Source organism: Spirosoma utsteinense (genome assembly GCF_014282275.1).
GTDB classification, from domain to species: Bacteria; Bacteroidota; Bacteroidia; order Cytophagales; family Spirosomataceae; genus Spirosoma; species Spirosoma utsteinense.
In genome coordinates, this window is the sequence record NZ_VFIA01000038.1 from 1 (window position 1) to 13,768 (window position 13,768).

General features: G+C 52.1%; 14 protein-coding genes. 9 read left to right on the forward strand and 5 right to left on the reverse strand.

Annotation, left to right across the window (positions count from 1 at the left end):
• The first annotated feature begins 118 nt into the window (after positions 1 to 118).
• On the forward strand, positions 119 to 358 hold the full coding sequence (locus tag FH603_RS22390) for a hypothetical protein (protein WP_186740208.1): 240 nt from the start codon (positions 119 to 121) through the stop codon (positions 356 to 358).
• Positions 359 to 558: 200 nt separating this feature from the next.
• Positions 559 to 1,680 carry a Fic family protein gene (locus tag FH603_RS22395; RefSeq protein ID WP_235985605.1) on the forward strand — a complete coding sequence of 374 codons (1,122 nt, stop codon included), beginning with the start codon at positions 559 to 561 and terminating at the stop codon, positions 1,678 to 1,680.
• Between the two features lie 58 nt (positions 1,681 to 1,738).
• Here FH603_RS22395 and FH603_RS22400 read toward each other — a convergent pair whose 3' ends face one another.
• Entirely contained in the window at positions 1,739 to 1,978 is a 240-nt protein-coding gene (locus FH603_RS22400; protein ID WP_186740210.1) for a hypothetical protein, read from the reverse strand.
• A gap of 115 nt (positions 1,979 to 2,093) precedes the next feature.
• Positions 2,094 to 3,281 carry a cysteine desulfurase family protein gene (locus FH603_RS22405; RefSeq protein WP_186740212.1) on the reverse strand — a complete coding sequence of 396 codons (1,188 nt, stop codon included), beginning with the start codon at positions 3,279 to 3,281 and terminating at the stop codon, positions 2,094 to 2,096.
• Between the two features lie 50 nt (positions 3,282 to 3,331).
• Here FH603_RS22405 and FH603_RS22410 point away from each other — a divergent pair, with 50 nt between their 5' ends.
• Genes FH603_RS22410 through FH603_RS22420 form a run of 3 tightly spaced genes read left to right on the forward strand, consistent with a single transcriptional unit; the run spans position 3,332 to position 6,269 of the window.
• Entirely contained in the window at positions 3,332 to 3,553 is a 222-nt protein-coding gene (locus tag FH603_RS22410) for a hypothetical protein (protein ID WP_186740214.1), read from the forward strand.
• 27 nt (positions 3,554 to 3,580) lie between these two features.
• The gene (locus tag FH603_RS22415; protein ID WP_317171333.1) at positions 3,581 to 5,059 is read left to right on the forward strand and encodes an MFS transporter; all 1,479 of its coding nucleotides are present in this window, start codon (positions 3,581 to 3,583) and stop codon (positions 5,057 to 5,059) included.
• Between the two features lie 40 nt (positions 5,060 to 5,099).
• Positions 5,100 to 6,269, forward strand: coding sequence for an acetyltransferase domain-containing protein (locus FH603_RS22420; RefSeq protein ID WP_186740216.1), 1,170 nt, complete (start codon positions 5,100 to 5,102; stop codon positions 6,267 to 6,269).
• Between the two features lie 201 nt (positions 6,270 to 6,470).
• Here the strand turns inward: FH603_RS22420 and tnpA are convergent, their stop codons facing one another.
• Positions 6,471 to 6,932 (reverse strand): IS200/IS605 family transposase, encoded by a 462-nt coding sequence (tnpA, locus tag FH603_RS22425; RefSeq protein ID WP_186740218.1) that lies wholly within the window; start codon positions 6,930 to 6,932, stop codon positions 6,471 to 6,473.
• Positions 6,933 to 7,477: 545 nt separating this feature from the next.
• On the opposite strand from tnpA, the gene FH603_RS22430 reads away from it, so the two are divergent.
• Positions 7,478 to 8,416 carry a polysaccharide deacetylase family protein gene (locus tag FH603_RS22430; protein WP_186740220.1) on the forward strand — a complete coding sequence of 313 codons (939 nt, stop codon included), beginning with the start codon at positions 7,478 to 7,480 and terminating at the stop codon, positions 8,414 to 8,416.
• A 352-nt stretch (positions 8,417 to 8,768) separates the two neighbouring features.
• Positions 8,769 to 9,248: a hypothetical protein gene (locus FH603_RS22435; protein WP_186740222.1), complete on the forward strand. Its 480-nt coding sequence runs from the start codon at positions 8,769 to 8,771 to the stop codon at positions 9,246 to 9,248.
• 26 nt (positions 9,249 to 9,274) lie between these two features.
• On the opposite strand, the gene trxA is transcribed toward FH603_RS22435, so the two are convergent.
• Positions 9,275 to 9,580 (reverse strand): thioredoxin, encoded by a 306-nt coding sequence (gene trxA / locus FH603_RS22440; RefSeq protein ID WP_186740224.1) that lies wholly within the window; start codon positions 9,578 to 9,580, stop codon positions 9,275 to 9,277.
• Positions 9,581 to 9,716: 136 nt separating this feature from the next.
• Positions 9,717 to 10,994 (reverse strand): bifunctional 3,4-dihydroxy-2-butanone-4-phosphate synthase/GTP cyclohydrolase II, encoded by a 1,278-nt coding sequence (locus FH603_RS22445; RefSeq protein WP_208493188.1) that lies wholly within the window; start codon positions 10,992 to 10,994, stop codon positions 9,717 to 9,719.
• Between the two features lie 599 nt (positions 10,995 to 11,593).
• Here FH603_RS22445 and FH603_RS22450 point away from each other — a divergent pair.
• Together FH603_RS22450 and FH603_RS22455 are read left to right on the forward strand one after the other, a co-directional pair.
• On the forward strand, positions 11,594 to 13,255 hold the full coding sequence (locus FH603_RS22450) for a T9SS type B sorting domain-containing protein (RefSeq protein ID WP_235985604.1): 1,662 nt from the start codon (positions 11,594 to 11,596) through the stop codon (positions 13,253 to 13,255).
• Between the two features lie 95 nt (positions 13,256 to 13,350).
• On the forward strand, positions 13,351 to 13,680 hold the full coding sequence (locus tag FH603_RS22455) for a YbaB/EbfC family nucleoid-associated protein (RefSeq protein ID WP_186740228.1): 330 nt from the start codon (positions 13,351 to 13,353) through the stop codon (positions 13,678 to 13,680).
• Positions 13,681 to 13,768 lie beyond the last annotated feature (88 nt).

Consider the following 13,768-nt stretch of genomic DNA (forward strand, 5'->3'; position numbering starts at 1 on the left):
TGGTGCTGAGCCCTTTGCGCCGAACGGCATCTTGGTTGCCACAGTAGCGGCATGAGACGACGAGTGTTACCATGCAATAAAGACGAAGAGTCCACGGTTACGTCACGACCAAGCTCTTTTGAAATTAATGGTGGATGTTTTAGAGAAAACTGATGAGTTGAGTCGATATAAGTCCGTTACTTATGAAGAATATTTGAAACAAGTTATCAATATTGATTTTGAAGACCTACAGCGTTACGCATTTACAAGCCGTTCTGCTAATGTGCTTTACTATGATATGAGCTTGTCAATATGGCCAGCTAAAGATGATAAGGATATAAGAATTAGAAAGCTAAAGGAGTTGCTTGAAAAAAGTTAAAAGGATCAATAGTATTAGGCTTTCATAAACCCATAGTTAAAGTAGTTGCCAATTATTCAATAAACTGCAGACCCCCACATCCCCTTGATTAAACTGGGCGACGGGGAAAATCAAATTCCAGTATTTCCTTAAAATAATATTGCCTCGCTCAATCATAAACCGCCTTATCATGTACACGAAATGTACACGACCTCTGCATCATGTACAAAAAAGGCGTATTATTGTACATGATGAATTTCCTGCCTGAGCAGCCTTATAATCAGTTGCCTTTGTTGCCACCTTCGCGCGAGCAGGTAGAGAGTGTACCCATTCTTCGGCAAGAAAGCCGGGCTATGCGGGCACTAGCTGAGTTGAAAGGTATGACCCGGCTGTTGCCGAACCCGGCTATACTGGTCGATGCGCTGGTACTCAAGGAAGCACAGGCCAGCTCCGAAATTGAAAATATCATTACAACCAGTGATCGACTCTATCAGGCTTTAGCTACGAAAGAGCTATCTACAGACAACGCCACAAAAGAAGTTCTTCGGTATCGCCAAGCATTGTATACGGGTTATCGATTTATCCGGAGCCGCGGCTTTTTGAGTACAAACGGAATCGTTTCCATTCAGCAGGAACTCGAAGCCAATCAGGCGGGTATCCGGCGGCTGCCGGGAACAGCTTTACGGAACGACCGGACGCAGGAAACTATTTATACCCCGCCCGACGACCCGGATACGCTACAGACATTGATGCATAATCTGGAACTCTATTTAAATACGAATACGGAGGATGACGTTTCGCCACTGATCAAGTTGGCTATTCAGCATTATCAGTTTGAAAGTATTCATCCCTTTTATGACGGTAATGGTCGTACCGGGCGAATTATCAATGTGTTGTATTTGATCTTACAGGAGTTGCTAACCGAGCCGGTTCTTTACCTGAGTGGATATATTATTCACAACAAGGCCGACTATTATCGCTTATTACAGGAGGTTCGAACGCGGCAGAATTGGGCAGACTGGATTTTGTTCATGCTAAAGGCGGTTGAGGAAACAGCCCGGCAAACCATTGGGCAAATTCTTCAGATTCAAGCTCTTTTTGAGCAGACTGCAGAGCATATTCGGCGAGAAGCACCCAATGTGTACAGTAAAGAGTTGGTAGAAGTTTTATTTCTTTATCCGTACAGCAAAATTGAATACGTTGTTGATCGGCTGGCTGTTGACCGACGAACCGCATCCAAATACTTACGCACCATTGAAAAACTAGGCTTGCTACGTTCTGAGCAGAAGTGGAAGGAAACCTTGTTTATCAATACACGTTTGTTCGACTTATTAAAGGAATAGAAGTTGATGCCAGATTCTCAGGCTACATTGTGCACAGGATGCGGTTTTGAAGAAGCCATCAATACACCGCTGGCCCTACATACCCCTGATGCAACTGCGCTACGGGGAAAATTAAATCCCAGTCGCGGCCCCAGACTACGTTGCCACGCTCGATGCGAAACCGTTTGAAGTTGGTTGACTGACGGTATTTGTTGTGTTGCGGGTGCGGGTGGTTTTGCAGGAACGCAAAGTCAACGACCTGTAATGTACAGTTGAAGAAGTTCTCTGCTGTCCTAATAGAGAATTGCCCATAACTCATTGCTTGAGCATGGATGTTACAGCAAGTCATGTACACGAAATGCACACGACCACCGTATCATGTACAAAAAAGTACCGTAATTGTACATGATACATAGTGATATCGGTTAATCGTCTCATACTAACGCCCGCAACTCTTCCACAACGCCCTTGATAGCGGCAACAGTCGCTACCACATCGGCTTCGGTGTTGAACCGGCCCAGGCTGAAGCGTAGGCACGAAAAAGCTTCGGTCTCATTCAGGCCCATGGCCAGCAAAACGTGCGAGGGGTCAATGGAGGCCGCCGTACAGGCCGAGCCATTAGAAACGGCGATACCTTCCAAACCCATAATAAGTGCGTCGGAATCGCAGTTTTCGAAATAGATGTTTGTCGTGTTATACAGACGATTCGTTAGCGAGCCATTAATCCGCGTTCCCGGAATAGTGAGCAATTCCGTTTCAATTTCCCCACGTAGAGACGCGACCTTTCGCGTCTCAGATGCGCCAGCCCTTTGCCGGTCCGCCGGAGCGGTCTCAGATGCGCCAGCCATTTCCAGTCGCGCCAGTTCGGCGGCTTTGCCCAAACCCACAATGCCCGGCACATTAAGCGTGCCGCTACGCAAACCGCGTTCGTGACCGCCACCGTGCAGAATTGCTTCCAGTTTAACTTTATTCGGTCGCCGTTGCCGCACAAACAAACCACCCACGCCTTTAGGGCCGTAGAACTTGTGCCCCGAGAAGGCGAGTAAGTCAATGTTCAGGTTATCCACATTAATCGGCAGTTTACCCACAGCCTGGGTGGCATCGGTCATGAACAAGGCTCCCGCTTCGTGGGCGATATCGGCAATTTGTTCAATGGGCTGGATAACACCGGTTTCGTTATTCACCAGCATGACCGATACCAGAATCGTATCTGGTCGGATAGCGGCTTTTACGATAGCTAAGTCTAATAAACCATCCGGTTGAACGGGCAGATAGGTCACGTCATAACCGCGTTTTTCCAGATAAGCACAAACATCCAGCACGGCTTTATGTTCGGTCTGGACGGTAATAATGTGTTTACCCTTAGGGCTATAACTCTCGGCAACGCCTTTAATGGCCAGATTGATAGCTTCGGTGGCTCCTGATGTGAAGATCAGTTCATGGGTTTCGCAACCAAGTAAGTCGGCGATCTGCTGGCGGGACTGCTTTACGGCGTCGCTGGCCGAAACACCAAACGGATGTGTACTGGCTGCATTGGCGAAGTTGTCGGTCAGGAACGGCATCATAGCGTCCAGCACGCGCGGGTCCAGCTTTGTGGTGGCGTTGTTGTCCAAGTAAATCATAGGGTGAAGATACGGACAAAGGGAAGACGTTTGGTAAGGGGGTGGTTGTTGTGTCGTTTTACGTGGGTGCGCGTGACGAACCGACGCTACCAACGCCTGCTACCGACGCTGCGCTGTTGTGTCCCTACGGGACGGGGTTGAATATGGTGTTTATTTCTGTTGCTACCGACGCTGCGCTGTTATGTCCCTACGGGACGGGTGGGTTGGGTGTCCTTCGCTTTGTCGGCCACTACGCTCATCTTTCGGAACAAGGCGTGGAAAGCGTGAGTTAAGAATTTGATCTATTTTGTGTTTGACCTGTGCAATCCTCCAATACAACCGTTTCATCACCCGCTGCGGCACCTAACAAATGGCTGGTGCTGGCTACGCTGGCCTTTGGGACCTTCATGGCTACCCTCGACAGCAGCATCGTCAACATTGCGCTGCCTACCATTCGCCGGGAGCTGGATGCCGGTGACAGCGTCGAGTGGGTGGTGCTTAGCTACCTGTTGACGACAACCAGTACGCTGCTCATCATGGGCAAACTGTCGGACTGGCTGGGTCGGCGGTCGATGTATATAACCGGATTTATCATTTTCGTCATTGGCTCACTCTTGTGCGGCCTTTCGTGGAACATCCTGTCGCTGATTGGCTTTCGGATCGTTCAGGGGCTGGGGGCATCCATGATCTTTGCCATTGCGCCCGCCATCATTTCGGATACGTTCACGGCGAAAGAGCGTGGCCAGGCCCTAGGGCTTATGGGCGCTATCGTAGCCGCCGGTTCCAGCACGGGGCCGGTCGTCGGTGGGTTGTTGCTTGGTAAATTTGGCTGGTCGAGTATATTCTTTGTGAACGTACCCATTGGTATCATCGCCATCTGGCGGGCGTCGGTGGTACTGCCGCCTAGTCCAACGCAGGCCCGCCAGCCGTTCGATCTGGTGGGGGCGGGGCTATTTCTGGTGGGCGTAACGACGCTGCTGACGGGGCTGGACTTCGGGCCGGAGCCGGACTACGGCTGGAGCCACCCGCTGGTACTGGGGCTGCTGGGTTGTGGTTCACTACTGCTCGCTCTGTTTTTTGTCTGGGAGAGCCGTACACCGTTGCCCATGCTACAGTTGAGTCTGTTCAGGGTTCGACCGTATACATCAGCTATTCTGGCGGCCTGGCTGGGCTTTATCGCATCAGGTGGTAATCTGTTTATCATCCCGTTCTTTCTACAGCAGTTGCTCGGTTTTACCCCCCAGATGGCGGGTCTGGTCTTGCTGTCGGGCCCGTTGACGCTGAGCGTTATTGCGCCCATTGGCGGCTATCTGTCGAGCCGGGTCAGTACGCGCTGGTTGGCCAGTACCGGACTCATGATAGCGGCCGTTGGCTATTTCTGTTTCTCGTTCCTGCGGGCCGACTGGGTTTGGCAGGATGTAGTCTGGCGTAGTTCGCTGGTGAGTCTGGGGTTTGCCCTGTTTCAGTCGCCCAACAGCAGCAGTGCCCTCAACGCGGCCCCGCTGGCGCAGCGTGGAGTGGCCAGCAGTGTCATTGCGTTCATGCGTAACATGGGGTTAGTGGTTGGCATTGCCATGGCCGCGGCTGTCTGGTACAGCATCCGAAACCGATACGCGCAAACGCACCAGGTCGACCCGGCGAGTGTGATGGCTCAGTTGGCAGGTATGCGTACCGTGTACTGGGTTATGACGGGGCTGGTGTTAACGGCAGCCGCGATCTCGCTTACCCGCGGTAAAACGACGCTGGACCCTCAGCATGCCGACGTTGCCGGGGAGGGCGTATCGACACTGGCGGGTTGACCTATATTGTTCGTATTTTGCCTGCCTAAACGCAGGTATCATGAAGCGGATTAATACAGTAGACATTGTTCGGGGCATCGTTATGGTCATCATGGCGCTGGACCACACCCGCGATCTACTTCATACGCCTGCGCTCACCCAGGACCCTACCGACCTCGCCACCACGACCGCTCCCATTTTCCTGACCCGCTGGATCACGCATCTCTGCGCGCCGACGTTCGTGTTTTTATCGGGTACATCGGCTTATCTGTCGCTGCAACGCCGTGCCGGATTGCGGGATGGGCAGTCGGAGGCACGCTCGTTTTTAAGGAAGCGGGGGCTGGTGCTGATCCTGCTGGAAGTTACCGTAATCAATTTCGCCTTCTGGACCGATATCCAGTTTCGGTCGCTCATGCTCCAGGTCATTTTCGCCATTGGCGGGGGACTGGTGCTACTGTCCTGGCTGTCGACCCTACCCGCGCGTCGGCTGGGAATCATTGGGTTGAGCATTATCGTCCTGCACGGTTTGCTGGCGCTGCTGCCAGCCTTTACGAATCCGGCGGCCCACTTGGGCTGGGCGTTGCTGTTCCGGACGGAGGTGTTTCCCGTCAGCGCTAACTTCATGCTGCTCGTCGCGTATCCGCTCATTCCCTGGTTCGGCATTATGTTGGTTGGGTTCGCCTGCGGACCGATGTTCACGCTGCCGCTGGACCAGCGCCGGAAGCGACTGCTGTACTACGGCCTGCTGGCGCTGGGCGTATTCGTTGTCGTTCGGGCGATCAACGTGTATGGCAGCGTGCCCTGGTCGGTCCAGAAGGATGCGCTCTTCACCTTTCTGTCGTTCATGAACGTCAACAAATACCCACCGTCGCTGCTGTACACAGCCGTCACGCTGGGGGTTATGTTCGTGATGCTGTGGCTGGCCGACGGGGTCGATAACGCTTTCACCCGCGTGATGACGGTTTACGGGAAAGTGCCGCTGTTCTATTACATCCTTCATTGGTATCTGGTGAAAATGGCCATGATTGGTATGGTGCTGATCCAGGGTTTCCGGCTGAGCGATATGCCACTGGGCGCGTTGAGCTTCGGTCGGCCGCCGGGTGCCGGGGTGTCGCTACCGGTAGTTTATGCCGTCTGGCTGGGCGTAGTGGTGTTGCTGTATCCGCTCTGCCGGTGGTATGGCCGCTACAAAGCCGACCATCCCGAAATCGGCTGGCTCCGGTATGGTTGATTTGACGGGGTGTCTATGCGTTGATGGGCCGACGCATTGATGGGCCGATGGGCCGATGCGACCGACGCGTTGCTACCGACGCTGCGCTGTTGCGTCCCTACGGGACGATAATGCCGGACGGAATTTGCTACCGACGCTGCGCTGTTGTGTCCCTACGGGACGGGTGGGGTCTTGCGTGACTGGTGGGGGTTTTGGGGTTGGTTAGGTTAACGGTTTGAATAGATAACGATCGTCATAGTCAATACCAAAAATGACTAGCAGTTGCTCATACTCCGTCAGGAATGTTTGCTTCTTATGGTGTTCTTCCTGATTGCCGATGTACCGGATCAGGTTAGGTAGTTGGCTTTTTCCATAAGAGAATGCACCATACCCTTCCTGCCAGGCAAACCGACTGCTTGTGAGTTGCTTGTCATTGATCCATTTGGACGATTCCTGTTTGAGTTGCTGCATCAACTCTGAAAGTGATTGCGTTGGCCGCATACCAATCAGAATATGGATGTGGTCGGGCATGCCATTAATAGCGAGTAACTTATGTGAATGGTTTTGAATGATACCCGTCATGTAACTATAAAGGTCGTATTTCCAGGTAGGTGTGATCACGGCGGCCCGGTTTTTGACGGCGAATACGAGCTGTATGTGAATTTGTGTATATGTATTGGGCATACTCGTGGGGTTATAATTGCTACCGGGTTCTACCGACGCTGCGCTGTTGTGTCCCTACGGGACGATAATACCGGACGGAATTGGCTACCGGCTTGCTACCGACGCTGCGCTGTTGTGTCCCTACGGGACGATAACACCGGACGCAATTGGCTACCGGCGCTTGGATGTATTTATTGACGTAGTAAGGTAGTTTGGGTAACTAAAATGGGGTGTCTTGTTTTAGCGTTTAAAGGATCCTTAAATGGCCAGGTTTCAGTATGATAGAGACTCGACAGGCAAGCTCCCCGTCCCGTAGGGACACAACAGCGAAGCGTCGGTAGAACCCGGTAGCAATTCCGTCCGGCATTATCGTCCAGTAGGGACGCAACAGCGCAGCGTCGGTAGAACCCGGTAGCAAGCGTCGGTAGACATTGGCCGGTGATGTCATTGTGGCGATCATTGATAAATTGAACGCCGGTGAAACCAATTAATTAATTTTGATCGGTACATAGAAATTCTACAAACACCACAGCACTTTTGCTTATGTTTGAGCATACTTACTCTCTATGTTTACTCGTCAAATTACACCCCTCGTAACAGCTGTTTGCTTGTCTGTATTGATTGCCAGTGGTTTAACCGGTTGCCAGTCCAAAGGGTCGGATAAAACCGAAACCGAAAAAAGAGGTGTGTCGACGGACGCACCCGTTGCCGACAAATCCACTGATACCAAAGTCGAAACGGCTACCACAACGCCTGCCCCGGATCCGACATCGATTCCGGCCAGTAAAATCGCCGATGCCGCTACCATACTGGCCCGGCCTCAGGTGCCCATCCTGTGTTATCACCAGATTCGCGACTGGCGCCCGAAGGATTCCAAATCGGCTAAAGATTACATAATCCCGACGGCCGCTTTTCGGGAGCAGATGCAGATGCTGGCCGATAGCGGCTACCATACCGTCCTGCCCGACCAGTTGTATGCCTACCTGACGACCGGCGCACCACTGCCGTCCAAACCGATCATGCTCACCTTCGATGATGGTGACCTCGACCAGTACGAGACGGCGGTTCCTATTCTGGATAAGCATGGGTTCAAAGGCGCGTTTTTTATCATGACCGTAGCCATTGGCCGGCGGGGTAAGCAGCCCTACATGGACAAAGCGCAGATCAAGGATCTTTCCGATCGGGGCCACCTGATTGGTGCCCATACCTGGGATCACCATAACGTGAAGAAGTACACGGGAGAGGACTGGAAAATACAGATCGAAGAGCCAAAGGCTAAACTGGAAGCCATTATCGGTAAGCCCGTGAAATACTTTGCTTACCCGTTTGGTCTGTGGAATAAAGAAGCGCTGCCGGAAATCCAGAAGCGTGGCTACGTAGCTGCCTTCACCCTGGCCGACAAACGCGACGATTCCATGCCGCTCTTCACCGTTCGGCGCATCATTGCCGGTGGCCAGTGGAAAGCAACGACCATGTACCGCAATATGATCCAGAGTTTCGATTGACGCCTGACCGCGACGGTTAATCGTCATCTTACTAAAAAAAACCGTGATACAACGCCCCAATGTTGTATCACGGTTTTTTGTGGCTCGACCATGATGAACCTGTTTAGAATTTCATGTTGGCCCGTGTTTTATTCAGCTAGGCGGTCGGACGTAGCCTGGACGGTTACGTCCGGGTAAGCGTATTTCCAGTTCACTCCCGGACGTGGCCGTCCAGGCCACGACCAACCACATACTGCCAGTAATACTAAACAGGTTCGACGTATAGGGGTTCTTGATGAGAAAAAGTCAATAAACTATTTGTATACTGATATAAATAGTTCTACCTTCCCTGTGTATCAAATCGTCTACGGCCATGAAAACGTATGTGTTGGTGATTGCGATTATACTCAGCAGCCTGGCAACCAGTGTGGCGCAGGTTGACAATGAAGCTATCAAACGGGTACTTCGAAACGAGACAGAAGGCTTTTTTAAACGCGACAAAAAGGTATGGTCCGATGCCTGGGCACATACACCTTACATTCACTTCGCAGCAAATCTGTATGGGGGTGACTTTATGTTGATCGAGGGATGGGACAAACTCGAAAAACAGTTTGCCACTCAGTTCAAAAGCTCGAAGCTGTCCGATAATGTAACGGTTCAGAATGCCGACTATAGTATTCACCAGAACGGGAACATGGCCTTTGTGACCTACGATCAGACACTGTTGGATAGCCACGGCAAAACAACATCGAAGGAGTCGCGGGTGGTCGAGAAGATCAACGGGAAATGGAAAATCATCAGCGTCACGGCGCTGACGAATCTGAAAAATTTTGGATTAGCGCAGCAGAAATAACCCTTGACTAGCCAATCGAGCGTTGCTTAGCTGCCAAACTGCTTTACCAGGCCCTCCAGGGTGTGTAGCGGCTGAACGCCCGACTGCCGCCAGACAATCTTACCATCTTTGAACAGGATCATGGTAGGAATACTCCGGATCTGGTATTGATCGGCTGCTTTCTGAGCCTTATCTACGTTGATCTTGACAACGCGTACTTTGTCGCCAACACGGTCGGTGAGCTGTTTGAGAATGGGTGCCTGCTGTTTGCAGGGGCCGCACCAGTCGGCATAGAAATCGACCAGTACCGGCGTCTCACCCTTGATGAGGTCGCCGAAAGAAGGTTTGTTCATATCGTTAATCCTGTTGGTGAGTCAATCAGTTAGTGAGTCGGTCAGTTAGTGAGTTGGTCAGTCGGTGAGTAATTGGTAGCTGCGTCAGCCACTCATCGACTGACCAACTCACCAACTGATTGACTGACCAACTGTTTTACTGTTCTTCGTTGATGGGCTCGTTCATGATGGTATGACCCATTTTGTCGCGCTTCGTGCGGAGGTACCGTTCGTTATGCGGGTTAGAAACAATCTCTATGGGAACTGTATCCACAATTTCCAGACCGTAGCCCATCAGACCTGCCCGTTTTTTGGGGTTATTGGAGATGAGCCGCAGTTTACGGACGCCGAGGTCACGCAGGATTTGCGCGCCAACGCCATAATCACGGGCATCCATGGGCAGGCCCAAGTCGAGGTTAGCCTCCACCGTGTCGCGTCCCATTTCCTGTAGCTTATACGCCCTCAGTTTGTTGAGCAGACCAATGCCGCGTCCTTCCTGAAACATGTAAACGACAACACCCCGCCCTTCGGCTTCGATCATTTTCATTGAAGCACGAAGCTGACCGCCACAGTCGCAGCGGCAGGAACCGAAGATGTCGCCCGTAACACACGACGAGTGAACACGGACCAGTACCGGCTCGTTTAATTCCCAAGTGCCTTTTACAAGCGCCAGGTGCATATCTCCCGTATTGCTCTGGCGGAAGGCGATAAGATCGAAATGGCCGTTTTCCGTGGGCATGTCGACACCGATTTCGCGCCGGATCAATGACTCGGTCTGAAGCCGGTATTCGATCAGGTCCTGAATGCTGATAAGCTTCATCCCAAACCGGTCGGCCATGATACGCAACTGGGGCAAACGCGCCATTGTACCGTCTTCGTTGAGCACCTCGATCAGCACACCAACCGGCGACAGCCCGGCCAGCTTAGCCAGATCGACGGCTGCTTCGGTATGGCCCGCCCGGCGAATGACGCCACCTTCCACGGCCCGCAGGGGAAAAATATGACCCGGCCGACCCAGATCGTCAGGCGTAGTCGTGGGGCTAACCAGCGCCTGGATGGTCTTGGAGCGGTCGGAGGCCGAGATGCCGGTAGTACAACCGTTGCCCAGCAAGTCGACCGAGACGGTAAACGGCGTGGTGTGAACCGATGTATTGCTGGTCACCATCATATCCAGTCCCAGCTCATCGCAGCGTTGCTGGGTGAGGGGCGCACACATAAGTCCTCGTGCTTCGCGTACCATGAAGTTGACCATCTCTGGCGTAACCATTTCGGCCGCGCAGATCATATCGCCTTCATTTTCACGGTCTTCGTCGTCTACGACCAGCACAATTTTGCCCGCTTTGATATCGGCAATGGCCTCTTCGATTCGATCGAGCCGGATAGGCGCAGGGTCGATATGGCCGGGCTGATCTATATTGGTACTATTATTGCTCATTTGTTTGGTTGATGCGTGTCGGTGGTCGTAGATTTGAGTTTTCAACACATAGTTAATTGTTTCTTTCAGATTGGTAACACGTTCCTTTCTCGCAAAACGTACAAACTATACACGGAAAACTCTTTTTCAACGAGATACGTTTCGCGCCGGACGCGAAAATGTCTGGTGGTCCGTTTCTACGAGTAGAAACCAACAATCTATACGAACGACAAAACCTGTACTCCGTGCGAATTTCACGATTGTGGCTGATAGATAGAGGAGCGAAATCCGGATGGCCTATACGAAAACTGATCATACTTTTCGGATTTTGTTTTACACTGTTTGCCTGCCTGAGCGTTCAGGCACAAAACGTATGTATCAATCCACTTTATAAAGGAGAATTCAGCGTCGACAACTCCAGGGTGTGCGTTGGCACCCCCGTTACTATTACGGGTGTGCCAGGCAATTTAAGTAGTGTAGGATATAACTTTCAGTATGACGGCAAAAGTTCGATCGATAAAGTTGTCCTTACTACTGCTACAACCACGGTTTACTCCCAACCTGGCTCCTATACGATATTACAGGGTGCTAGCGGAAATAACTCCGGGACGGGTACCATCTTGTGTAAAGAAGTAACCGTACTTCCCCTGGACCCGGTGAAGTTTACGGCCAAAGCATGTTCCGGGCGGCAGGCATTGGTAGACGTTCAACTGGATGCCAGTACCAGCCAGTACGATAGCTATGTGATCAATTGGGGAGACGGTCAGAACAGTAACCCCTTGACAAGAGCTGAAATTGCAACCCAACAGGCGCATACGTATGGTAACGCCGGTGTGTATTCGATCCGGATAACAGGGCGATACGCAGCACCGGCCAGTTGCGAAACGCCACTCACGGCTTCACAGTCTACGTTACAAACCGTTACGGTGTCGAATGCGAGCGCCCAGCCCGCTATCACAAAGCTGATTACCAACAGCAGCAACAGTATTTCCATCGATTACCAGGCTGGAACGGGCGTAGCAGTAGAACTCTATCAGAAAGATGCCAGTGGTATTTTTAGCTCTACCCGACAGCGGGGAACAGGTAGCGGCACATTCTCCGTACAAACAAACGCCACTCAGGTCCAATGCTTTCAACTGGTAGCGCAGGATGCCTGTAATAATGCGGGGCAGCGCTCGGACGAAGTCTGTAGTCTGGTCATCGATGCCAAAGCGGGAAACAAACGGAACGATGTGTCCTGGCAGCCTTATGCAGGCGCTATATCGGCAGGAAGCCAGTTTCGTCGGTACCGGATCTATCGCAACAGCTCCCCGTTGATCACGCTGCTCGACCGGAATATTGCCAATCACGTCGACATCAACAAGGTGGAATGCGGTACGCAGTATTGCTATACCCTCGAAGCCACCATTACCGGCACCGTTGAAACGGTTGTTACGTCGGCACCCGTCTGTGTAACCGGTATCAACGGCGATTTGCCGGGTAATTTCGAGAGTGTGATCGTATCAGTCGAGAGTGGCCGCCCGCGTCTGGTTGCCAGCCTGCCCATTACCGGCACCTCATCCAGCTATACACTGGTCGTTAGTCGGGCCAGCGGCTCGCCGGGGACGTTTCAGCCCATCGGGACCGTTGTTAACCGGAATACCTTCGTCGACTCAACGGCCAACACATCGGCAGGGTCGTACTGTTACCAACTAACCTACCTGGCTAATTGTGGCTTGTCGTCACCCCCGTCAGCGCCTGTATGCACCGTATTTCTGGGGTCGCAGTCGCCGGGCAGCATCGACTGGACAGCCCCGTCACCGTTTGCACCGGGTTCTGTGGTCAACTACACGGTAGAAGTAATCGATTCTTTAAACGGTACACAGCGGGAAATTCAGGCAGGCGGTAATTTACGGTTCGAACCACCAGGACTGAACGACTCAGAATCGCAGACGCAGAAATACCGCATCGTGGCGGTATCCAATACCGGACGGGTGAGTTACTCCAATTTTTTCACCCTCCAACGTGAAGCTACCATTCTGACGCCTGACGCCTTCACGCCCAATGGCGACGGGTTGAATGAGGTCTTCATCGCAAAAGGCGTGTACGCCGACCGGTTCAGTATGACCATCTACAACCGGTGGGGTGAGGTCATTTATGCCACATCGGATAAAAATCAGGGGTGGGATGGTACGGCCAGCAGCCAGCCCGCAGCCGCAGGACACTACATGTACCGAATAGAAGTGCAAGATCGGGCCGGACTTAAAACTGTTCGAACGGGTACGGTGTTATTGATACGATAATCCGTCGTATGTTGGCCGATATCGGCCTGGACCTGCCGTCTGGTTGCGGTTCATACTGGATAAACGTACCTACTTTTAACTCATCTGCGACTACTATGAATATGATGGATATGTTCGGGAAAATGAAGGAAGTTCAGTCCCGAATGAAAGATGCCCAGGAAGGCCTGCGTAACATAACCGAAACGGGTGACGCGGGGGCGGGTCTGGTCAAAGTGACCGTCAACGGCCTGAAGAACGTGCTGAGCATCGAGATCGACCCTGACCTGATCAAGCCGGATGATCGGGAAATGTTACAGGATCTGATCGTAGCCGCCACGAATAAGGCTATGGGCAACATTGAAACAAAAACCCGCGAACATCTGCGGCAGGCTACCGAAGGGTTACTCCCCAATATTCCGGGCCTGAATCTGGATGGGCTGATGTAGCCAGCGTTGCGCCGTTAGTCAGTCGATTGGTCGGTTAGTGTGGCGTTATCAGATGAATTGGCTATTCGCTGACTAACTTGCTGCCTGT